Raw genomic sequence first — 21,202 nt, forward strand, 5'->3', positions numbered from 1 at the left:
GATAACATTCTTATGGACTGATCAATGCTTTCTTGGCGTACTGATGATGGGTTTGCTGCTCACGGTATACAGCCTGCGCCGGGAACACAACCGCCGTGCATTTAAACAATTATTCAGGAAACCTCTCTCAGTCAGCGCCGGTATCGTTTTAGGTTTTTTCCTGGTGATTGGCATCCTTGATTCCATTCACTTGAAAGACAAAACAGACAAGGTGTCAAGCGACAACGCCAAGGCCAGTACGCTTTTAGAGCGGCTATTGGCCCCCCTTGGGCAAACGTATGAAAAAACCTATTCTGCACCGCTCGCTTTGAATTTATACAGCACGGAAACCGTGTTGGTCGATGACAAAGCCCGGCAGATTTATCCGCGGCTTCAGTACCCGGCCGCAACAATCCATAATCAGCAGGAAAAAGAACAGTTCTTAACAAGCGTTCTGCTTAAAGCCGCAGGCACAGCCATGCTGATAACCGCGTTGGTCTGGGCTGCTTTTCTCGGTCTTCCGTTTAAGTCAGCCGCGCGGCCATGGTTGCCTCAGAGTCGGCATGCCTTACCGCTGCTGGTACTCTTTTTATGCCTGTTCGTGGCATTGGCCAGTTACTGGATTTCACGGCATCTGCATTTGTTTGGCACCGGCAAAATTGGTCAGGATATTTTTTATTACACCATTAAAAGCATACGCACCGGTTTGGTCATCGGGATACTGACGACCTTGTTTATGCTGCCTTTGGCGCTGCTTTTAGGTATTGCCGCCGGCTATTTTGGCGGGGTTATCGATGATGTGATTCAGTACATTTATACCACCTTAAGCTCAATTCCAGGTGTCTTGCTGATTACGGCCTCTGTGCTGTCGATGCAAACCTACATTGCCAATCATCCCGAGCAATTTGCCACCCTGCATGAAAGTGCGGATGCCCGTTTATTTGCTCTGTGCCTCATCCTTGGGGTAACCAGCTGGACAAGCCTTTGCCGACTGTTACGGGCTGAGGCCCTGAAACTGCGTGAAATTGATTATATCATGGCCGCCCGCGCCTTAGGCAGCAGCTCTTTCCGTATTCTTCGTAAACACCTGCTGCCCAATGTCATGCACATCGTGGTCATTACCCTGGTGCTTGATTTCAGTTTTCTGGTGCTGGCAGAAGCCGTTTTGTCCTATGTGGGTGTTGGGGTGTCGCCGATGACCATCAGTTGGGGAAATATGATCAATGGCGCGCGTCTTGAACTGGCACGAGAACCGGTGGTGTGGTGGCCGATGCTCGCCGCTTTTGTCTTTATGTTCACCCTGGTTTTAGCGAGCAATCTCTTTGCTGATGCGGTCAGGGATGCCTTTGATCCGCATCAGGCTCATTCCTGACAACCCTGTACGAGGAAGCCGAATACCGTGTATAATGGCGCGTTTTTATTTTTTGTGAAAGGGACATTATGCTGCGTTTTTTCACGCCAAAGCCTGAAACGGCCATGACGCTGGTCAATTTAGGTCTGCAAAGCCTGGTTCTGGGTTATTTTGCCAGCCACTCGGTCAACAAGACCAAAGAGCCGGTACGCGACAACACCCCCGCTCAGGAGGAATGTTTGCCCCAGCATGGTCAACCTCGCTGAGCAGCAGTAGCCTTCCCTGGCCTGCCTGGTTTGCTTCGCTACGCTTATTTGGGTTTTGAGGGCGTTGGCGACTCGTTGCCCGTTTCTTCGATTGCGGGTGCGATGGCCTTGGGTTCGTTTTTAATCGCTGGTGTAAAAAATGAACCCTGTTGACTGACGCTGGATGTAGGCTGACGCGGGAAGAGGTGGCTATTCATGAATTCAGCTACCCCATTGATCACTCCAAAGGCGACCATATTATACAATCCCCCCATGCCGGCGCCGCGAACCAGCCGTCGCACGCCGCCTTGCTGCCACAAATGCACAAACATCTCAGTTATTGGCGGCGTTTTTAAAGTACTCTTATTGACCTGCCGAATTTTTTCCTGATAAACATTGTCCAATACACTGGCGAATGGCGAGATGGCAAATCCGGAAATGACGGAGGTGGCTGCGGTATGGGCGAAAACTTGATCTTTAGGAATCAAAGGATTAATGAATTCGCTGACGGTGGTTGTCGCCCCAATGCAGGCTAAGGTGGTGACAAAATTGCGTCCGCCGCGAGTCAGCATGCCTTCTTTCGCAAACTGAAATTTTTGACCTAAAGAGAGTTCGATTTTGTCCCCTAAGGCATCAAGAATCCGTTTATTGGCAAAATATTGGGTAAAAATGGTATCGATTCCCCCGACAATGACCGTGGTGACCAGCATCTCGCTGTATTTTTTAAACGCCTTATTCTCCTGTTCACCGATCATTTCCCCAACGTGATCATTCACCTTTTCCTTGTTGGCAATAACCATGTTTTTAAGCGCAGCCTGTTTTTGCGTCGTTAAAAACCCGGTAAACAATTTCGAAAAGAACTGGTGATTGGCCATCATGGGCGCATAGCCTTGTGAGCGAAAACGGGTCATCAACACATCCATGGGATGCAGAATAGTGGCGACAGCGACGCTGGTGCCAAAAACCCGAATGACACCCTCCACATAAGGGTTACGTAACAGGTCGTATTGAGTGAGCGGAAGAAATTGAAACGAGGATTTTTGCTTCGTTGCGCCGTCTTTTTTTATCTGGTTACCCACGTCGTTTTGATTGGTACTCATAATAAGCCCTCCAGGTTATACGGCAATCCTTTGGCCTATTTGTAGTAATTATGTATTTCCAGTAAGCACCATGGTAGTCTTAAAGTCTTAATTCATCCTTAAGCTGAAAATCAAAATTGTGTAAATATTCTTACGATTTATTACAAAAATTGTAAAAAGAGGGCTTTTTCTTTCTCAAAGGCAGATGTGCTAGAATGGCGTGCTTCCATTACACAAGGTTTTGCAATGAATAAATGGTTTACTGTACTACTGGCGGTGACGCTCTCATTTGGCGTGGCCATCAATGACGCTGCGGCGAAACGCTTTGGCGGACGCTTCATGGGCATGGGCCGTTCTAAAACTTCCTTTTCTTCCCTGTTTACAAAAAAAAGTCCCCAGAATTTAAAAAGCAAGGCAATCGGCACGAAGCAACGCGGTTTTTTACGCGGTTTGCTCATTGGCGGCGTGTTAGCCAGCCTGTTCATGGGGCATGGCTTACCCATTGCTCTGTTATCCTGGATGATGATAGCCGGTTTGATTCTTGTGATGATGAATCGTTATCGACGCAAACAGCCAATCCACCGCAGGTAGGTTAAATCGCCTCTCCCAACATCCCGGCGGGAGAGGTGTGCTGCGCGGCCAATCGTTTCGTGCCGCTCGAACATGGATGGTTTTTATTAACACTTAACCGTTTAAGACTTGCCCTGCCTGAATGAGTTCGGTAGAGTTTCCTGATTCCATTTAAAAAGAAAAACAAGCATGCAATCGCGATTCGTCCATCTGCGCGTCCATACCGAATTTTCCATGATTGATGGCCTGGTGCGTATCAAGCCTTTAATGAAAGCCGTGGTTGAGCGCGGTATGAACGCCGTGGCTGTGACTGACTACTGCAATTTATTTGCTGCCGTGAAAGTTTTTACTACGGCCATCAGCCAGGGGATTAAACCCATTATCGGCAGCGATTTGCCCTGCCATGATCCAGAAAATCCCGAGCAATTGTTCTCGTTACTTCTGCTGTGTCAGAATGAAACAGGCTATCGTAACCTTACCTGCCTGGTGTCTAAGGCTTATCAGGAAGGACAATACCAGGGGCAGCCGCGGGTACAGATTAAGTGGCTTAATGAGTTTGCTGAGGGCTTAATTGCCTTGTCGGGCGGACGTGCCGGTGCCATTGGTAAAGCCTTGTTGCTGGGTGATGAAGAAGCAGCCGTTTCGCTGGCGAAAGCGTATGCCGAATGCTTCCCCAATCGCTTTTACCTTGAAATCCAGCGCACGGGCAGGCCGGATGAAGCCTTGTACAATGAACGCCTCGTCAAATTGGCTGAAACACTGAACCTGCCCCTGGTCGCCACCAATGATGTTCGTTTTTTAAATAAGGATGACTTCGAAGCCCACGAAGCGCGGGTGTGCATCCATGACGGGTTTACCTTAGCGGATCCAAGACGCCGCCAGGAATACCACGCCGATCAATACCTGCGTTCAGCCGATGAAATGGCAGACCTTTTTAAAGACTTGCCCCAGGCCATTGAAAACACCGTGCTTATCAGTCAGCGTTGTACGGTGAAGCTTGAGCTTGGGCATAATTACCTCCCTTCTTTTCCAATTCCCGCCGGCATGACCATTGAGGATTACCTGTCGCAATTATCGCGTCAGGGATTGGAGGAGCGTTTATTGCAGATTTTCAGGGGGCAACCACCGGAGGTTCTGGCCGCCTCTCGCCTGCCATATGATCAACGCCTGGAAGTGGAACTGGATGTAATTAACCGCATGGGATTTCCCGGCTATTTTCTGATTGTGGCTGATTTTATTCAGTGGGCCAAGCAGAATGGCGTACCTGTGGGGCCCGGCCGTGGCTCGGGTGCCGGATCGCTGGTGGCTTATGCATTGAAAATTACCGACCTGGATCCCTTGCTGTATGAACTGCTGTTTGAGCGGTTTTTGAATCCTGAGCGGGTATCGATGCCGGATTTTGACATTGACTTCTGCATGGAAGGCCGTGATCGGGTCATTGAGTATGTCGCCCAGAAATACGGCCGGCAAAGTGTTTCGCAGATTATTACCTTTGGCACCATGGCTGCCAAAGCCGTGGTCAGGGATGTGGGCCGGGTTTTGGGTCATCCCTATGGTTTTGTTGATAAAATAGCCAAATTAATCCCCTTTGAAATCGGCATCACCTTAAGCAAGGCGCTTGAGGATGAGGAGGAACTCCGCCGCCGTTATGAAGACGAAGAAGACGTCAGGGAATTGATTGATCTGGCCTTAAAGCTTGAGGGCATTACCCGTAATGCCGGGAAGCATGCCGGTGGGGTAGTTATCGCCCCCTCGAAATTGACGGATTTTACCGCCATTTACTGCGAACAGGGGTCAACGCAGATTGTCAGTCAGTTTGACAAGGATGATGTGGAGGCGGTGGGCCTGGTCAAGTTTGACTTCCTCGGCCTTCGCACCCTCACCATCATTGACTGGGCTCTGGCCACTGTCAATCATCAATACCAGCGCGAGGGCAAGACCGCGGTGGACATTGCCTTAATCCCCACAGACGATGCCAAAACCTTTGATTTATTAAAAGCCTGTCAGACAACGGCCGTATTCCAGTTGGAATCCCGCGGTATGAAAGAATTAATTCATCGATTGCAGCCAGACTGTTTTGAAGACATCATCGCACTCGTGGCGTTGTTTCGCCCAGGTCCCCTGCAATCGGGAATGGTGGATGATTTTATCGATCGCAAACACGGACGTGCCAAAGTCGAATACCCGCATCCTGATCTGGAATCCATCCTGAAACCGACCTATGGGGTGATTCTCTACCAGGAACAGGTGATGCAAATTGCCCAGGTACTGGCCAATTATACCCTGGGCGGCGCGGATCTCCTGCGTCGGGCCATGGGTAAGAAAAAACCGGAAGAAATGGCGAAGCAGCGCGCTATTTTTATTGAAGGCGCAACCGGTCGCGGCGTGAACGAAGACACGGCCGCTCATATTTTTGATTTGATGGAAAAATTTGCCGGCTATGGTTTTAACAAATCGCACTCGGCTGCCTATGCCCTGGTTGCTTATCAAACTGCCTGGCTTAAGACGCATTACCCTGCCGCTTTTATGGCGGCTGTCATGTCCTCGGACATGGATAACACCGACAAAGTGGTCACTTTTATTGATGAGTGCGCCCAGATGCATCTTAAGGTTTTGCCGCCTTCGATTAATCAGTCCAGTTATCCATTTACAGTGACCGATGATCGATGCATTCTTTTTGGTTTGGGGGCGATAAAAGGGGTAGGGGAATCGGCCATTACCGTCATTGTGGAAGAACGAAAGCAGGGCGGGGCTTACACCGGTTTATTTAATTTCTGCCAACGCCTCGATTTGCGCAAGGTGAACCGCCGCGTGCTTGAAGCCCTGATTAAAAGCGGCGCACTCGATGACTTTGGTGTGGAGCGTGCAGTTTTGTTTGCCTCGCTTGAAAAAGCGTTAAAAGTCGCTGAAAAAAAACAGCACAATCAAAACAGCGGGCAGACGGATTTGTTTTCATTGATGGATAATGACGAGGTTGAAGAGGATTACGTTCATTTCAAACCCTGGGCTGAATTGACTCGGCTTGAAGGAGAAAAAGAAACCCTCGGTTTTTATCTGACTGGCCATCCGGTTGATCAATACGCCGGCGAGTTCAAAGGCGTGGTCACGCCCATTGTGCAATTGAATCCATCCACCAGTAAAAAAGCCTGGATCTGTGGATTAGTCACCGGAATACGCCGCATATTGACCAGGCGCGGCAAAAAATTGACTATTCTAGCCCTTGAGGATGCCTTAAAGAAACTGGATGTCGTCGTTTTTTCTGAGGTGTACGAGGCCTTGTCCAGCGAAGTACAGAGCGGGCAAATGGTGGTGATTGAGGGAGAAATCAGTCATGATGATTACAGCGGTGGCGTAAAAATGACTGCCAATCAGGTGTTGTCAATTGACGAAGCGCGTACCCGCTTCGCCCGCAGCCTGATGCTATCGATAACAGCAGACGATAAACCGCTTGTTCCCACGCTGCAATCCCTGCTCAAAGCCAACCAGGGCCACTGCTCCGTTCAAATCCAGTACAGAAATAGCAAGGCTATGGCCACGTTAAGTCTGGCGGCCGAGTGGCAAATCAGTCCCGGCGATGCCTTGCTGAAATCATTAGGCGAGTTGCTGGGTGAAAACAGGGTATGGATGAATTATTAAAGCCCAGGCGCAGGCTAGTGATTAAAAAAATTCCCCAGTCGTTTGGCCGCTGCGCGTTGTTCAAGCCGTTCCGGCGAGGGGTTCTTTCCTGGCTTAACCGGCCTGAAGAAGGGCTCTGCTCTGGCCAATACGGTACCCAGTTCTTCTTCCAGTTTTAACTGCGGTTGAATTGTTTTATAAAACTGCGCTGAGCAATCAAGGCCATTGAGCAATGCCTGATGGAATTGAGAGATGGGGCCGCGTAATGCGGCTAAATGATCCAGCACAGGACCTATTGCGGCCCTTTTAACTAAATTTTTAAGGGTTTGCTCAAATGAATCAAGCGACATCAACATCGCTTTTTGCAGTTCACAGGCTTGTTGCAATCCCAGGTAAAATCGTTTGTAAGGGTTTTTTCCAGGTGCATGGGCATCACGATAATTTTTCTCCTGATGCTGGTAACGGCTGGCGATACGCAACAGGGAGTGCAGCAGTTCTCCCAGTAGATAAAGCAACTGGCTTAAATCATCATGGCCTAAGGCAAACGCCAGGCGCTCTAAATTGATGGTTTGCGAATAATGAGGCCCTACACCCAATAACTGCAATAAAATGGGCTCCAAGCCTAAAAGTCTGGACAGGGCATTTTGCATATCGAGGCGGTATTGCAGTGTCAATTCGAGAAGACGGCCTCGATGTTCGAGGGACTCTTGAGACAACAACGCAATCTCTTTTTCCTGCAACAACTCGTGCAGAATGCCTTGCGATGCACGGAGATTTTCATCTGCTCCCGCGAGCAGTGTGCCAAGTTCAATGGATTGCTGATGGGCCATGCTGTTTACCTTCTCTTCTCTTGCTCAGTGTATCATAAAGCACTGCCCGTGGCGGTGAGTGGAAATTTTTCTTTTTTTGCAGAGAGGCATAGGCTAACATGATCCTATCTTGTTAAGGGATTGGGATTATGATCAATTTTTGCCGAAAAATGGTTCTTTTTGCGCTTTTGCTATCGTTTGCCGGCGCGTTGTCGGCCAATGGGAACGACCAATTGTATTATCGTAATTTCTGGCATCCGGATTACCGCGGTGCACGCCTTGATTATTGCACCATGGATGGCAGCCAATGCGGTATGGCGGTAGCGAACCGTTATTGCAAAACCATGGGGTATCTTCGTGCGAATCAGGCAATAAAAGCCAATAACCTCGGTGTAACCAAATACATTGACAGCCGCGGGCGTTGTCAGGGCTGGCTGTGCAATGGTTTTAAAACCATACGCTGTGTAGGCAGCGTCTCGAAAAAACCACCCAAATTTTATCATTACAGCATGAGGCGTTTCGTCTATCCCCGTTATGATAATTTCCGCATTGACTGGTGCTACGACGGCGAAAAAGGCTGTGGACGCCGGGTAGCTCAATCGTTTTGCCGCCGTATGGGATTTTTACAGGCTAAAAAATTTACCATCGAGCGCTGCGTGCCGGCGACCAAAGCCCTTGGAAATCAAAAATTATGCTTCGGCCCTCAATGCAATGGCTTTAGCGAAATTACGTGTTCCCGTTAACGCAGAAGGTATTTTGTTTAATTTATGACACAATGAGAAATATATGTCATTTATTTGACAGGCTGCGGCATACTAACCGATACTCAACTAATAACGGTTTAGACTTAAGGATAAGTGTATGAGTGAAAATGAGACTGTCCTGGTCATTGATGATCACCCGGAGCGACGCAATAAACTGAGTGTTATTGTTGAATTTGTTGGTAAAAACGTCGCGGTGGCGGGGTATGAGGATGCCAAAACATTGGCATTGGACCATGTGCTGGCTGTCATTATTGCCGCGAGCCATACCCCGGATGCCTGCCTCGCCATCATCCATCATCTGACCAAGTCTTTCCCTCATCTTCCTTTGATCCTCATTGATTATCCGCAGGAAACCGGTGAATCCCTGCCAAGAACCATTACCGCAATGCTTGATTTCCCCTTTACTTATGCGCAGATGCTTGAAGCGTTGCACAAGTGTCAGATTATTCGCGATCGCGCCTTAGAGGATTCCACGACTAAACAGACGCATTCGCCTTTATTTCGCAGCCTCGTCGGCAACAGCGAGTCAATCCGCCAGGTCCGCAAACTCATCGAGCAGGTTGCGGGTACCGAAGCCAGCGTGCTTGTCCTGGGTGAGTCAGGAACCGGAAAAGAGGTGGTCGCGCGGAATATTCATGCCTTGTCGTCCAGAGCAGGAAAGCCCTTCATTCCTATTAATTGCGGTGCTATTCCAAGCGAGCTGTTGGAAAGCGAATTGTTTGGTCACGAAAAAGGCGCTTTTACCGGTGCCATTACCTCACGGCAAGGCCGTTTTGAGTTGGCCAATGGCGGAACCCTGTTTCTTGATGAAATCGGGGACATGCCTCTTGCCATGCAGGTGAAATTATTAAGGGTTTTGCAGGAGCGATGCTTTGAACGGGTCGGCAGTAACCGCAGCATCGATGTCAATGTCAGAATCATTGCTGCGACCCACCGCAACCTGGATGCCGCTATCCAGGAAGGCAAATTCCGTGAAGATCTTTATTATCGTCTGAACGTCTTTCCCATTGATATGCCGCCTCTGCGTGCTCGAAAAGAAGACATTCCCCTGTTGCTCAATGAGTTAATTTCTCGCGTTGAAGGCGAAAACCGTCCTGGGGTAAGGCTTTTACCTGCGGCGCTCGATACCTTAAGCCATTACCAATGGCCAGGTAATGTACGTGAACTTGCCAACCTGGTTGAGCGGTTGACCATTCTTTACCCCAACGGTATCGTTGATCGTGACGACTTGCCACGGCGCTTCAGGATGGATGAGCAGACCGAACACGGTATTCTTGGCACGGAGCGTGAAACCCTGCTCGGAATGGTTACGCAGGAGCAATCAGGCAATGACGGCATTGATTTAAAAGAACATCTGGTTAAAACGGAACTGGCCATTATCAGCCAGGCTCTGGATGAGTCGGATTGGGTTGTGGCACACGCCGCCAGTTACCTGAACATGCGCCGCACCACTCTGGTTGAAAAAATGCGTAAATACGGGTTAATCCGCCCAGAACGAGCTTCCTCATCCTGATTAAATAAGGCATCAATTCAGGCCATAAACCCGGTTATTCTCCTTTAGGCGGTTCTACAGGGTCAGCGCCTTGTGCCGGGGGCTTCGTCTTTTTAGGCGTGGGGGCAGGCGGGACGGGTTCTCCAGTAGCCGCGGGTTCAGCCGTTTTTGCCTTGCCCACCACGACCTCGTTGTCGGCAGCCGGCTTGGCCTGCTGTTCTTGAGCTGCTTCGTCTTCCTCACGCTTTTTTTTGTAATCGTCAATGATTTCGCTGACGCTTTGTTTCACGTCTTTAAATAATTTGGAAGCAATTGACGTAATTTCTTTAAAATCAGGTAACTTTGATTTGAAATCGCTCATAATCTGCTCCGTGCATGCCATTGTTATTAGTTAATTATATACCCATTTGAAAAGACAGGGTTGTTTCTCATGCAAAGGGGTGAAAAAGTTGAGCGGCAGGCCGTAAAACCCGCTCGACCAATGACGGTTTGTGGTGCGAGGCTATTTTAAAGACCTTATACTCTTCCATTTTACTCATCAGGTACTCGTCACTGGTTTTAAGGCTGTCTACCAGACGCAGATCAAATGCGTCTTTCGCCAGCCAATGCTCTCCTGTGGCTACTTTGTCAATGTCCAGTTGCTGGCGGTTTTGCAATACATAATGACGGAAGGCTTGATGAATTTCTTCCAAATCCTCCTGGAACTTCTGCCGGCCTTTTTCCGTGTTTTCACCAAACATGGTCAATGTGCGTTTGTATTCGCCGGCGGTTATCATTTCAAAATCGATGTTATGTTTTTTCAACCAGCGGTTAAAATTCGGTAATTGACCGACCACCCCTATTGAACCGATGATCGCAAAGGGGGCGGCAATGATTCGGTTGGCGACGCAGGCCATTAAATACCCGCCGCTGGCTGCGATTTTATCGATGGCTACGGTCAGTTTGATGTTATTATCGCGGATCCGCTGCAATTGCGACGCTGCAAGCCCATAGCCATTAACAACCCCGCCTGGGCTTTCCAGACGAACGAGCACTTCATCGTCTTCACCGGCAACAGTTAATACTGCATTGATGGCTTCCCGCAATGACTCGGTTTGGGATGCTTTGATATCACCATGAAAATCAAGAACAAAAAGGGTGGGCTTGTCTTTGTTGCTGAGTTTGTCTTTCTTCTTTTTCCGGGGTTTTTTCTCTTTAATGTCCCTGATTTCGTGATTCATGTGCCGCTTAAGCGCATTGAATTCTTTGTTCAGGGAGACAATCTCCAACTTGGGCCGTTTACTGCGTCCAAGGGCTAATACTCCTGCCGTAACTAATAAAATGGCAATCACCAGGGTGATGCTTTTGAGAAGAAATAAACCGTAATTGGATAGAAATTCCATCACTTACCCTTTTAATAGGATGAAAAAACTGAATTATTACTGGGGAAATGCTTCGGTGCAAGTTTGTTATAGGAATACTTGCGGCAAGACGCAATTCCCGCTAGTCTGCCGTTTTAGGTATTAAGGCTTCTTTATGCTTGACGTGATTAATCTGGCCTATGATTACGATTATCACCCTGTATTCAACGGCGTGCAATGGACGCTCGCTCAGGGGGAGTTATTGCATCTTCGCGGCGGCAATGGCGCAGGTAAAACGACACTGTTACGTCTGTTAGCAGGCCTTACCCAGCCGATAAGCGGAGAAATCCGTTTTAAAGGGTGCCCTGTCGAAGAAAATAAAGCCGCCTATCAGCAGGCCCTCTGCTACGTGGGTCACAAACCGGGTTTGAGTGCCGCGTTAACTGTCAGCGAAAATTGCCTGTTTGATCCCCATTGGCCCCGTTCCCGTGTGCCTCTTGAGGCGTTACTCGCAGAACATGGTTTGCATCATTTAGCGGATCAACCGTGCTCGCATCTGTCCGCTGGCCAGCGGCGCCGTGTCAGTCTGTTACGTCTGGCCATGACCGATGCACCGTTGTGGCTGCTTGATGAACCCCTGGTGGCCCTGGATGATGACGCCATTGAGTTGCTGGTTAATTTAATGAACACCCATTTGCAACAGGACGGAATGATTGTTCTGACCTCTCATCAGGAGTTGCCGTCTTTTCTGAAAAAGACCCGGGAGTACTGTCTGTGACAACTGGCATGCGACTTTTTAAAAAGCAATTTCACCGGGAATTGCTGGTGCATCTGCGCCAGCCGCGCACCTTGTTGCATGCCACCCTTTTCTTTCTGATGATTACCGTTTTTTTTCCCTTGACGGTGACGCCTGAACCCCTGCTTTTGCAGCAATTGGCGCCGGGGTTGATTTGGACTGCCATGTTATTGTCCTTCCTGCTCGCGTCAGAGAAATTCTTTCAGCAGGATTATGAGGATGGTGTTATCGAGCAGTGGCTAATTTCTTCTCAGGATTTACCTGTTATCGTGACCGCCAAAGTAAGTGTCCATTGGCTTCTCAATTTAATTCCCATGCTGATTTTATGCCCGTTACTGGCGATGTTGTTTTCTCTTAATCCCTCCGAAGCAGGGGTTCTTGCCTTAAGCCTGATTGCCGGTACGCCCGCGATTATTTTTCTCTGTGCGTTAGCTGCAGCGTTCAGTACGGGACTTAAGCAGAAGGGGGTATTGATTGCCCTTATTCTGTTACCATTCGCTCTTCCAGTCATGATTTTTGGCAGCGCGTCCCTGCAGGCGGCTATCCATGGCATGAACGTCAGCGGTTACCTGGCTTTACTACTGGCCTTCTCGCTTCTGGCCATTCTTTTTCTGCCCTTTGCCATCAGCGCCATTCTTCGCATTACGCTAAGCGATTAGAGCCTCGGCGTTGAAATCCACGCCTTAATACAGCCTTAAGTTTATTTTGATATAGTTCATTGACTAAAAAAATAACACCTTGATCTTATTGAGTTGGACTAGATATGTTATTGCAGCGTGTTTTGGAACGAATCAGTGAATTAGAAAAAATCAGGCAGGTCCTTAAGGAAGAGAAAAAAATACTTGACGCCCACCGTGCTCATTTATGCACGGGTAAAAATACCGTGGTATCGTTAACGGCGTTCGAAGCTCATCGTCAACAGCAAATCACTTTTCTCAAGAAAGAGTCAGCCGTCGAGCAGGAATATGCTTCCCTCTGCATTATGGGTGAGGTGTTAAATCCCACAGCCCCTGCCTTTGAGCGTGTAATCATCGGTGCGGGTGTTGCAGGAACACTGCTTTTTCAAGAATTTTCGCCTGCTTTTCGTTCCAAAAATGTCGCTCACCCTCATGTACCCAATATTCTGGTTCTTAATGATCCCGATAATCAGAATACCTGGCCCAAAGAAGGCTCGAGGGTTATGGGGCAGCCAGCCAGGGTGCAAACGCCTACCGGCTTTTCCTATCACTCGACTGATTTTGATTTAAAAAACGGGGAAGACCCGACAAATCCTTATAATTATGTGTTGGCTAATGATTTTAATCGTGCGCTGGTTGCTACCCAGGTTGAACTCGAAATGCCGATTTTGCAGGCTGAGGCCAAGGCCATTGAAAAACGGGAAGAGCATACTGCCGGATGGCTATGGAGCGATTATGAATACCGGTTGAGGGTGCTTTGTAAATTGGGAGATAAAACCCAGGAAGTGTATTTGTACACGCATTACGTTGACATTTGTGCTGGATTGGGACCCTCCCGCAAACTGACCGACTCTCAAATTTCCCCGGTGCTTTCAGAAAAACTCGTTAAGAAGCAAACCCTGATTTATGCTCAGGATGGTGATGTGAATCTGGAAGGTGAGGTGCTTTTATACGGCGGCTCAGCCATCAACGCAGCCTGGGCTACTGAAATCCTTGAGCGTTCGGAAGAAAAAGAGACAGTAAAAATCAAAAAGCTTGTTTCACGCAACCGCAAGGGTCTCAATGACATCAGCACCTTAAGCCGTTTCATCAGTGAAGCCTGCGAAAAACGCCTTGAACTTGCGGTTGGCGAATTGGCCAATGTGCGGGAATTGGATGACGGGCGTCTGGCTGTTTCATTTAACGCCAGAGAATCGGGTCCTTACAAGGGGTTAAATGAGGGTGAGGAAATTATCTGTGATAAGCTGGTCGTGGCTATTGGCCAGATCAATCCTAATATTACTGACGGTTTGAGCCAGTTTAAGCAGTGCATTTATAAATCCCATTTAGACACGCCTCCGATTCCGCTAGGAACCTATTCGCAGGATCATCGCATTTTTGTCTGGGGAGCTGCAGGAACGTTAGGTATTGGTTTGACGAATATGGAAAGGGAACGGTTTGTCAAACAGATACAGGATCATGCCAACAGTTTTCCATACGAGTCTATGGCGTTGGGCGGAATTTTTCGGGTTTCCTGGGTTATCCCCCAGATGTGCAGGCACCTTGCAAAACTCGGTTTGTTTCCCATCACGGCAGGCTATGATTCAAGACAATTCCTGTGCCCTGACATTAACCAGGCCACCCTTGACGACCTAGAAGCATTAATCGCCAGCGAGGATGTCCACATTCGCCGCAAGAGTGCCGAAGAGATCATTAAATTGCGTTGTGCGGTCATGCCAAACCACTATAAAGACGATCCCGGTATCCAAAGCATGGCGCAATTGGAAAGCATTCTTCCGTCTGCGCTGCTGGTCCATATCCGTCACGTTTACTTTCCTTTTGCCCCTGAGACTCGATTTCCAAAGCCAACGACAGGCAAAATGAAGCTGTCTGGTAATCGTCACGGCTTGTTTATCCAGCCTAAACCGCTGGTGGATGAATTCGATGAGGCTATTGCCCGATTGAATGCTGTGATGGATGAGTCAGATATTCAATTGCCAGGCATTGATTCGCTGCATAATCCGGACGGGGAGAAAGAGAAAGAAACGCTGGCCATTTTTCTGGATCAAGGCTATACGTTATTCAGTTAATCAGGAAAATGGTCGAATTGATTCCAATTAGTGAATGGATTGGGTAAATTACGTGACTCAACGTCTGCAGGAGAAGTTTTTGGATTTCACAACGCTGTCTTACGAAGACAGAACGGCTATTGCGGGATTGCAACTATTCATTAGCGAACTGGAAAGCCATACCTGTGCGGGCAGACTCATTTACACACTGAATGAGCCACAGCAAAACCGTTTACTCACGTTGATTAAAGCAATCAGTCTTGCCACGTTAATTAAGCTGGCAATCGAAGACAACAGTGTCGATACGTTGTGCAGACACCCTGCTTTGGAACGCCACTGGAACGAGCGATGGCGGTTAAGCGGCCGTAATCCGCGTGAAATGGCGATAAAAAATTATCAACCTGTTCATGAATACCTGCCACAACCCACCATTCCGACCTTCCAGCTGCTGCAGGGCATTTTTTTATACAGCCAATACAAAACCACAAGTGATGCGGCCATGCTTCATTTGTATCAGGCTGCAGAGGTTGGTTATTTTCCCGCATTGAATGTGTTGACCAATTATTGCCTGACGCAAACGGATTTACATCATAAAGCGCTGGTCTATGCCGCCTTGGCTGCTGATTATTACTGGACGCCAGGCTACCTGCTTTTAGCCGTGACGGAACTTAAACTGGAACAGTATGACAAAGCGCTGTTTCATTTGATTATTGCTGAGAAGCTGCTGCCTTATTCAGACGCCATGATTAACAATGCCTACCAGGGGCAGTCTCTGGCGGTCATTGCCCAGCCACTGATGCCGTCTCTGGATGCCCATAACTGGATGGAAGCAAAAATAAAACTTGCCGAGCTGAGTCATCTTCCCCTGAACATGGTGACCAGCCGCCTGTATGCGCAGGCGGATCGTGTGGTTGAGGAGATCAAGGCAAGCTTCAATCCAGTGCCGGAGGAGCCAGATGAAACGAAAACGGCTAGTTTCTGCAGTCCCGGTTTGAGTTAAGCGAAGGCATTGGTTGTCCCTTCTTGCCATTGCATGATAAAATCGGCCTTTTTTGAGCCCTGCTTAATCCCTTATGTGGAAATTTCTCTACCAACTGGCGTCGCCCAGAAATTTTTACCAGTTGACGCAACGCTGGCTTCCTGTATTGGGGGGGAGTGTGTTGCTGACCTTGCTGCCGGGTCTTGTCTGGGGGCTGTTTTTTGCACCGCCTGATTACCAGCAGGGGGATGCATTCCGAATCATTTATGTTCATGTTCCAGCGGCTTTCTTATCGATGTCCCTGTACGCCTGGATGGCTTTTCTCGCCGTGCTGCTTCTTGTCTGGCGGATTAAGCTTGCCGGTTTAATGCTTTCGGTGGCGGCGCAACTCGGTGCGGTGATGGCTTTTTTAGCCTTAGCCACTGGCAGCATCTGGGGAAAGCCTATGTGGGGCGCGTGGTGGGTTTGGGATGCACGATTGACTTCCGAACTTATTCTGCTGCTGCTTTATATTGCTATTCTGGCCATTCGTTCGGCTTTCAGTGATTCCGAGCGCGGTGATCGGGTGATTGCCATTCTGACGCTGGTGGGGCTTGTGGATCTGCCGATTATTCACTATTCGGTTTACTGGTGGAATACCCTGCATCAGGGATCGACCCTGTCCGTGTTTGCAAAGCCTAAAATTGCAGCGCCGATGTTATACCCCTTGCTGCTTTCGCTGCTTGGTTTTACCCTGTATGCGCTATGGATTATTCTGCATAAAGCCCGCAATGAACTGTTGCTGCGTGAACGGCGCCAGCAATGGGTTAGAGAGTTGGTGGAGGAAAGGCAATGAACTGGTTGGCAATGGGAAAGTACGCCATCTATATCTGGCCGGCTTATGGTTTGGTCTGCGGGGTTTTAGCACTGCTGCTGCTGGATATCAAACGACAGCAGAAACGAACACGCAGCAAACTGAATCAATGGTTCAGGCGGCAATGACCATGCATCCTGTCCGTCAACGAAAATTGGTTTTAATTTTAAGTCTGCTTGCTGGATTGACTCTGATAACGGCACTCATCATGTATGCCTTGCGCCAGAATATCAGCTTGTTTTATACGCCCTCACAAATGGCTGAGGGTAAAGTAACTCAGGGGCAAAGGGTACGAATTGGCGGCATGGTGGTCAAAGGCAGTATTGTGCGCGGCAGCCAGGATTTGTCAGTCCGCTTTAAACTCACTGATTTTAACAAAGAAATCGAAGTCAGCTACCGGGGTATATTGCCTGATCTGTTTCGCGAAGGGCAGGGAATCGTGGCGTTGGGGCAGGTGCTTGATGAGGGTCATTTTAATGCCGCGGAGGTACTCGCTAAACACGATGCCAATTACATGCCGCCAGAAGTCAAGGCCGCGTTGGCTGCTCAGGGGAAAAAATGACAGCAGAACTGGGTTTATTTTCGTTAGTGCTTGCTTTGTTGTTTGCTGTGTTGCTGGCAGTCATTCCAACCGTTGGCCTGCTGCGTGCCAGGAAAGACTGGATTGCGGCGGCACCTGCATTGGCAGCGGGGCAATTTATTTTTATCAGCCTGGCCTATCTTGCCTTGACCGTCTGCTTTTTGCGCGATGATTTTACGGTAATCTATGTCTTGGGCAATTCCAGTGTGAATTTACCCTGGTTCTACAAACTCTGTGCCGTTTGGGGCGGGCATGAGGGTTCCATGCTGCTTTGGGTTGCCATCCTCAGCCTGTGGATGATGGGCGTCAGTTTTTTCAGCAAGAACCTGGATGAAGCCATCCGCACCCGTGTGCTGGTTGTCCTGGGGCTCATCAGTATTGGTTTTATTTTGTTCCTGTTAAGTACGTCCAATCCGTTTGCACGCCAATTCCAGGTACTCCAGACGCAGGGACGGGATTTAAATCCCTTACTCCAGGATCCTGGCTTTCTGTTTCATCCACCCATGCTGTACATGGGTTACGTTGGCTTTTCCGTGGCGTTTGCTTTTGCCATTGCAGCCCTATGGCTTGGCCGGGTTGAATCCTCCTGGGCAAAATGGACAAGGCCCTGGACCCTGGCGGCCTGGTGTTGTTTAACCACGGGCATTACCCTCGGAAGCTGGTGGGCTTATCGCGAGTTAGGCTGGGGTGGCTGGTGGTTCTGGGATCCGGTAGAAAACGCCTCCTTCATGCCCTGGCTGGTGGGTACCGCGCTGATTCATTCCCTGGCTGTCAGTGAAAAGCGGCAGCAGTTCATGGCCTGGACGTTATTATTGTCCATCACTGCTTTTTCGCTGAGTCTCGTGGGAACATTTCTCGTTCGATCGGGTGTGTTAACATCTGTCCATGCTTTTGCCGTTGATCCACAGCGGGGCCTCTTTATTCTGTGCTTTCTGCTGACGGTTATTGGCGGATCGCTGCTGTTGTTCGCGCTTCGTGCGCCAGGACTTACGCGGCGGAATAATCCCGCCCTGGTTTCAAAAGAAAGCGCCTTGCTTTTAAACAATGTTTTTCTTGCCGTTATCATGTTGACCGTATTGATGGGAACCATTTACCCATTGCTAATTGATGGCCTTGGGCTCGGCAAGTTATCGGTGGGCGCACCGTATTTCAATACGGTATTCGTTCCTCTGATGATTCCTTTGCTGCTGCTGATGGGATTGGGCATTCATTTACGATGGCAAAAAGACAGCCTTCAAGCGATTCTAAACCGTTTGAAGAGTCTCCTTGGCCTCAGTGTCCTTATTCCTGTTGCGATCCTCCTGTTCATTAATCAGCCGATGAATGCCTACAGCCTGCTTGGTCTTATGCTGGCTATGTGGATTGTGCTGAGCACCGGCAAACTGGTTTACCTCCGGGGGCGGGAGCGAGGTTTTAAAACCTTACCCCAGGCATTTTGGGGCATGGTGCTCGCTCACGTCGGTGTGGCTGCCGCGGTTATTGGTGTCGCCATTTCCAGCGGTTATGGCATTCAGGATGATGTCAAACTGGCGCCCGGTAACGAGGCGATGCTTGCCGGCTACCGCATTCGTTTCGTCAGTGAGCAGCCTTTGCAAGGGCCTAATTATCAAGGCACTCGCGCCCGCTTTGAAATCAGCCGGGGATCGCAGGTGCATGTGATTTATCCCGAAAAACGCGTTTATACCATCGGCCAAATGGCCATGACGGAATCAGCCATCGACGTCAACCCATTCCGCGACATTTACGTGGCGCTGGGGGAGCCTGTCGGCGAAACGGCCTGGTCTGTGCGCCTGTATTTTAAACCCTTTATCCGTTGGATCTGGGGTGGGGGCTTCCTGATTTTAGCCGGTGGTTTGCTCGCTTTAGCCGATCGGCGTTATTACCGGCAGCGAAAAACCGTCCCAGCCCAGTTAGGAGTGAGTCAGTCATGACACGACTAATCAACTGGCGTCTCTTGCCCTTTTTCATTTTTGTGGTGTTGGTTTTGTTTTTCTGGCGGGGGCTCTCCCTTGATCCTCAAAAACTCCCTTCCAGCCAGCTTGGTCACCCGCTGCCTGTTTTTAAACTGCCTGTGCTGGGTCATGAAAAAAAGACCATGACATCCAATCGTTTAAAGGGGCAGATGAGCTTATTGAATGTCTGGGCCAGTTGGTGTTCTGCTTGTGTTGAAGAACAGGTTTTTTTGCTGCAGTTGGCTAAAGAGGGGATCCCGCTGTATGGCCTTAATTACAAGGACAATACCGACAATGCGTTAAAATGGCTGGCTGAATGGGGAAATCCCTATCGTCTGATAGCCGAAGACGCCAAGGGCAAAGTGGCCATCGATTTAGGAGTTTATGGCGCACCGGAAACGTTTCTTATCGATAACGAGGGTATCATCCGGTATCGCCATGCCGGCATTCTGGATGAAGCGATTTGGAAAAAAGAATTTCTGCCCCGCATTAACCAATTGAAAAGACACTCATGAAGAAATGGCTGACACACATTCTGATAATCATGTTCTGTTCTTTGGGTGTGGCCCAGGCGAGCAGCTTTTATCCTTTGGATTCTCCGCAAAAGGAAGCGCAATTTAATCACCTGTTGAAAGAGTTGCGTTGCCTTGTCTGCCAAAATCAGGATTTGGCCGATTCCAATGCTGATCTGGCCAAGGATTTACGAGAGCAGGTGTATGATCTTGTAAGGGAAGGGAAGAGCGACAGTGAAATCATTCAATACCTGACTGACCGTTATGGCGATTTTATCCTGTTTAATCCCCCGGTCAAGGCGGTCACCGTACTGTTGTGGTTTGGTCCCATTCTGTTTCTGGCATTGGGGTTACTGGTTTTTTGGCGCACAGGTTTAAAGCAGGTTGCACATGAATGAGAAATGGCTTTTATTGGCTTTTGGTGCGTTGATCCTTTCAGCCCTGCTGCTGCTTTTCTTTAGTCTGCGGCAGACAAAAGGCACGCTGATTGTCCTTGTTCCCCTTTTTATTGCAAGTGCCTGCGGCGGTTACTGGTATTGGGGAAGCTGGCAGGCTTTGAATGATTATTCACGGCAGCAGGCTCGTATGCAGGACGTGAAAAAAGTGCTCGCGACAATTAAGGATCCCCAGGATTTAATTGTCCGCTTGCGGCAGCGCTTGGATGATACGCCAGCGAGTTCGCGCGGATGGTACTTATTGGGCAGGCTTTACCTCAGTCAAAATGAATTGCAGCAGGCTAAGGTGGCCTTTAAAAAAGCCATTACCCTTGACTCTGACAATGACACGGCGAGAATCAGTTACATTCAGGTTCTGTTATTGCTCAATCATCAGCAGTTTAATGAGGAGATGACGGCGCAGTTGCATCAGTTGTTGAAAAAAAATCCGCAACAACCGGATGCCCTGGCCATGCTTGCCGCCAAAGCGTATCAGGAGAAGGCGTTCAATGAGGCGATTGTGTACTGGCAACAACTGCTGAAAATGGTTCCAGGGAATTCGGAGACAGCACAGAACCTGCGAAAAGCCATTGCCAAAGCACAACAACAGTTATAGAGTGATAGATCGCATTTTTTATTTGCGATTCGTAGTCTAGTATGTAGGGGTAATGGTTTAAGGTTTTCAAGGAGGAAACATGACAAACCGTGTTTATCAAATTGTTGAATTAGTGGGTACCTCGGAAGAAGGCATTGAGGAAGCAATCAATAATGCCATCGCTCAGGCGGCAAAAGTGCATGGCAAACTGGATTGGTACGAAGTACTTCAAACCCGCGGTTTTATCGAGGGCAGTGAAAGTAAATATTACCAGGTTCATCTGAAAATAGGCTGCCACGCGCATTAATTGACTACTCGGCAGTTGCCTCTTGAACCTCGTTCTGAGCTTACGATACTTAAACCCATGGATTCCCGCCTGCGCGGGGACAACCTTTAGACCGGCTTACGATTCCTGCTCCCTCGTAACCCGAGTATGGGGAGTGTGACCATGGATTCCTGATTTCCCCTTCATCCCCGCGCTGGCGGGGATCCGTCTGCTCAGGTGGCATGAGACCATGGAGTATTCCGCGGA

22 protein-coding genes are annotated in these 21,202 nt (G+C 49.0%); 18 read left to right on the forward strand and 4 right to left on the reverse strand.

Annotated features, from left to right (window positions below; all coding sequences use genetic code 11):
• The first annotated feature begins 1 nt into the window (after position 1).
• A complete protein-coding gene (locus tag Lrub_RS11490) occupies positions 2 to 1,351 on the forward strand; it encodes an ABC transporter permease (RefSeq protein WP_420324359.1) in 1,350 nt (449 codons plus the stop codon).
• A 68-nt stretch (positions 1,352 to 1,419) separates the two neighbouring features.
• Complete coding sequence (locus Lrub_RS14860; protein WP_156413045.1) at positions 1,420 to 1,596, forward strand: hypothetical protein; 177 nt, start codon at positions 1,420 to 1,422, stop codon at positions 1,594 to 1,596.
• A gap of 44 nt (positions 1,597 to 1,640) precedes the next feature.
• Here the strand turns inward: Lrub_RS14860 and Lrub_RS11495 are convergent, their stop codons facing one another.
• Positions 1,641 to 2,675, reverse strand: a complete 1,035-nt coding sequence (locus Lrub_RS11495) for a hypothetical protein (protein ID WP_058532218.1) — start codon at positions 2,673 to 2,675, stop codon at positions 1,641 to 1,643.
• Positions 2,676 to 2,900: 225 nt separating this feature from the next.
• Here Lrub_RS11495 and Lrub_RS11500 point away from each other — a divergent pair, with 225 nt between their 5' ends.
• Positions 2,901 to 3,245 carry a hypothetical protein gene (locus tag Lrub_RS11500; protein ID WP_058532219.1) on the forward strand — a complete coding sequence of 115 codons (345 nt, stop codon included), beginning with the start codon at positions 2,901 to 2,903 and terminating at the stop codon, positions 3,243 to 3,245.
• A gap of 168 nt (positions 3,246 to 3,413) precedes the next feature.
• A complete protein-coding gene (dnaE, locus tag Lrub_RS11505; RefSeq protein WP_058532220.1) occupies positions 3,414 to 6,860 on the forward strand; it encodes a DNA polymerase III subunit alpha in 3,447 nt (1,148 codons plus the stop codon).
• Between the two features lie 14 nt (positions 6,861 to 6,874).
• Here the strand turns inward: dnaE and Lrub_RS11510 are convergent, their stop codons facing one another.
• Positions 6,875 to 7,669: a hypothetical protein gene (locus Lrub_RS11510; RefSeq protein ID WP_058532221.1), complete on the reverse strand. Its 795-nt coding sequence runs from the start codon at positions 7,667 to 7,669 to the stop codon at positions 6,875 to 6,877.
• A 128-nt stretch (positions 7,670 to 7,797) separates the two neighbouring features.
• Here Lrub_RS11510 and Lrub_RS11515 point away from each other — a divergent pair, with 128 nt between their 5' ends.
• Complete coding sequence (locus Lrub_RS11515; RefSeq protein ID WP_058532222.1) at positions 7,798 to 8,391, forward strand: hypothetical protein; 594 nt, start codon at positions 7,798 to 7,800, stop codon at positions 8,389 to 8,391.
• Between the two features lie 118 nt (positions 8,392 to 8,509).
• A complete protein-coding gene (locus Lrub_RS11520; RefSeq protein WP_058532223.1) occupies positions 8,510 to 9,925 on the forward strand; it encodes a sigma-54 dependent transcriptional regulator in 1,416 nt (471 codons plus the stop codon).
• Between the two features lie 34 nt (positions 9,926 to 9,959).
• On the opposite strand, the gene Lrub_RS11525 is transcribed toward Lrub_RS11520, so the two are convergent.
• Both Lrub_RS11525 and sohB read right to left on the reverse strand, forming a co-directional pair.
• Positions 9,960 to 10,265, reverse strand: coding sequence for a hypothetical protein (locus tag Lrub_RS11525; RefSeq protein ID WP_065235753.1), 306 nt, complete (start codon positions 10,263 to 10,265; stop codon positions 9,960 to 9,962).
• 67 nt (positions 10,266 to 10,332) lie between these two features.
• Positions 10,333 to 11,286 carry a protease SohB gene (gene sohB, locus Lrub_RS11530; protein ID WP_058532224.1) on the reverse strand — a complete coding sequence of 318 codons (954 nt, stop codon included), beginning with the start codon at positions 11,284 to 11,286 and terminating at the stop codon, positions 10,333 to 10,335.
• A 133-nt stretch (positions 11,287 to 11,419) separates the two neighbouring features.
• Here sohB and ccmA point away from each other — a divergent pair, with 133 nt between their 5' ends.
• From ccmA to Lrub_RS11590, 12 genes are all read left to right on the forward strand, one after another.
• The gene (gene ccmA, locus Lrub_RS11535; protein WP_058532225.1) at positions 11,420 to 12,022 is read left to right on the forward strand and encodes a cytochrome c biogenesis heme-transporting ATPase CcmA; all 603 of its coding nucleotides are present in this window, start codon (positions 11,420 to 11,422) and stop codon (positions 12,020 to 12,022) included.
• Positions 12,019 to 12,699: a heme exporter protein CcmB gene (gene ccmB, locus Lrub_RS11540; RefSeq protein ID WP_058532226.1), complete on the forward strand. Its 681-nt coding sequence runs from the start codon at positions 12,019 to 12,021 to the stop codon at positions 12,697 to 12,699. The genes ccmA and ccmB overlap by 4 nt, the downstream gene beginning before the upstream one ends.
• A gap of 104 nt (positions 12,700 to 12,803) precedes the next feature.
• Entirely contained in the window at positions 12,804 to 14,786 is a 1,983-nt protein-coding gene (locus Lrub_RS11545; RefSeq protein WP_058532227.1) for a hypothetical protein, read from the forward strand.
• 34 nt (positions 14,787 to 14,820) lie between these two features.
• Complete coding sequence (locus tag Lrub_RS11550; RefSeq protein ID WP_058532228.1) at positions 14,821 to 15,765, forward strand: DUF5630 domain-containing protein; 945 nt, start codon at positions 14,821 to 14,823, stop codon at positions 15,763 to 15,765.
• 73 nt (positions 15,766 to 15,838) lie between these two features.
• Positions 15,839 to 16,579 (forward strand): heme ABC transporter permease CcmC, encoded by a 741-nt coding sequence (gene ccmC, locus Lrub_RS11555; RefSeq protein WP_058532229.1) that lies wholly within the window; start codon positions 15,839 to 15,841, stop codon positions 16,577 to 16,579.
• Positions 16,576 to 16,725, forward strand: a complete 150-nt coding sequence (gene ccmD / locus Lrub_RS11560) for a heme exporter protein CcmD (protein ID WP_058532230.1) — start codon at positions 16,576 to 16,578, stop codon at positions 16,723 to 16,725. Before ccmC ends, ccmD begins: the two co-directional genes overlap by 4 nt.
• Before the next feature lie 2 nt (positions 16,726 to 16,727).
• Positions 16,728 to 17,159, forward strand: a complete 432-nt coding sequence (gene ccmE, locus Lrub_RS11565) for a cytochrome c maturation protein CcmE (RefSeq protein ID WP_058532299.1) — start codon at positions 16,728 to 16,730, stop codon at positions 17,157 to 17,159.
• Positions 17,156 to 19,108 carry a heme lyase CcmF/NrfE family subunit gene (locus Lrub_RS11570; RefSeq protein ID WP_058532231.1) on the forward strand — a complete coding sequence of 651 codons (1,953 nt, stop codon included), beginning with the start codon at positions 17,156 to 17,158 and terminating at the stop codon, positions 19,106 to 19,108. The genes ccmE and Lrub_RS11570 overlap by 4 nt, the downstream gene beginning before the upstream one ends.
• Complete coding sequence (locus Lrub_RS11575) at positions 19,105 to 19,644, forward strand: DsbE family thiol:disulfide interchange protein (protein ID WP_058532232.1); 540 nt, start codon at positions 19,105 to 19,107, stop codon at positions 19,642 to 19,644. The genes Lrub_RS11570 and Lrub_RS11575 overlap by 4 nt, the downstream gene beginning before the upstream one ends.
• Positions 19,641 to 20,039, forward strand: a complete 399-nt coding sequence (locus Lrub_RS11580) for a cytochrome c-type biogenesis protein (protein WP_058532233.1) — start codon at positions 19,641 to 19,643, stop codon at positions 20,037 to 20,039. The genes Lrub_RS11575 and Lrub_RS11580 overlap by 4 nt, the downstream gene beginning before the upstream one ends.
• Positions 20,032 to 20,691: a tetratricopeptide repeat protein gene (locus Lrub_RS11585; protein ID WP_058532234.1), complete on the forward strand. Its 660-nt coding sequence runs from the start codon at positions 20,032 to 20,034 to the stop codon at positions 20,689 to 20,691. Before Lrub_RS11580 ends, Lrub_RS11585 begins: the two co-directional genes overlap by 8 nt.
• Before the next feature lie 79 nt (positions 20,692 to 20,770).
• A complete protein-coding gene (locus Lrub_RS11590; RefSeq protein WP_058532235.1) occupies positions 20,771 to 20,977 on the forward strand; it encodes a dodecin in 207 nt (68 codons plus the stop codon).
• The last annotated feature ends 225 nt before the right edge of the window (positions 20,978 to 21,202 follow it).

This window comes from Legionella rubrilucens (assembly GCF_001468125.1).
GTDB lineage: Bacteria > Pseudomonadota > Gammaproteobacteria > Legionellales > Legionellaceae > Legionella_C > Legionella_C rubrilucens.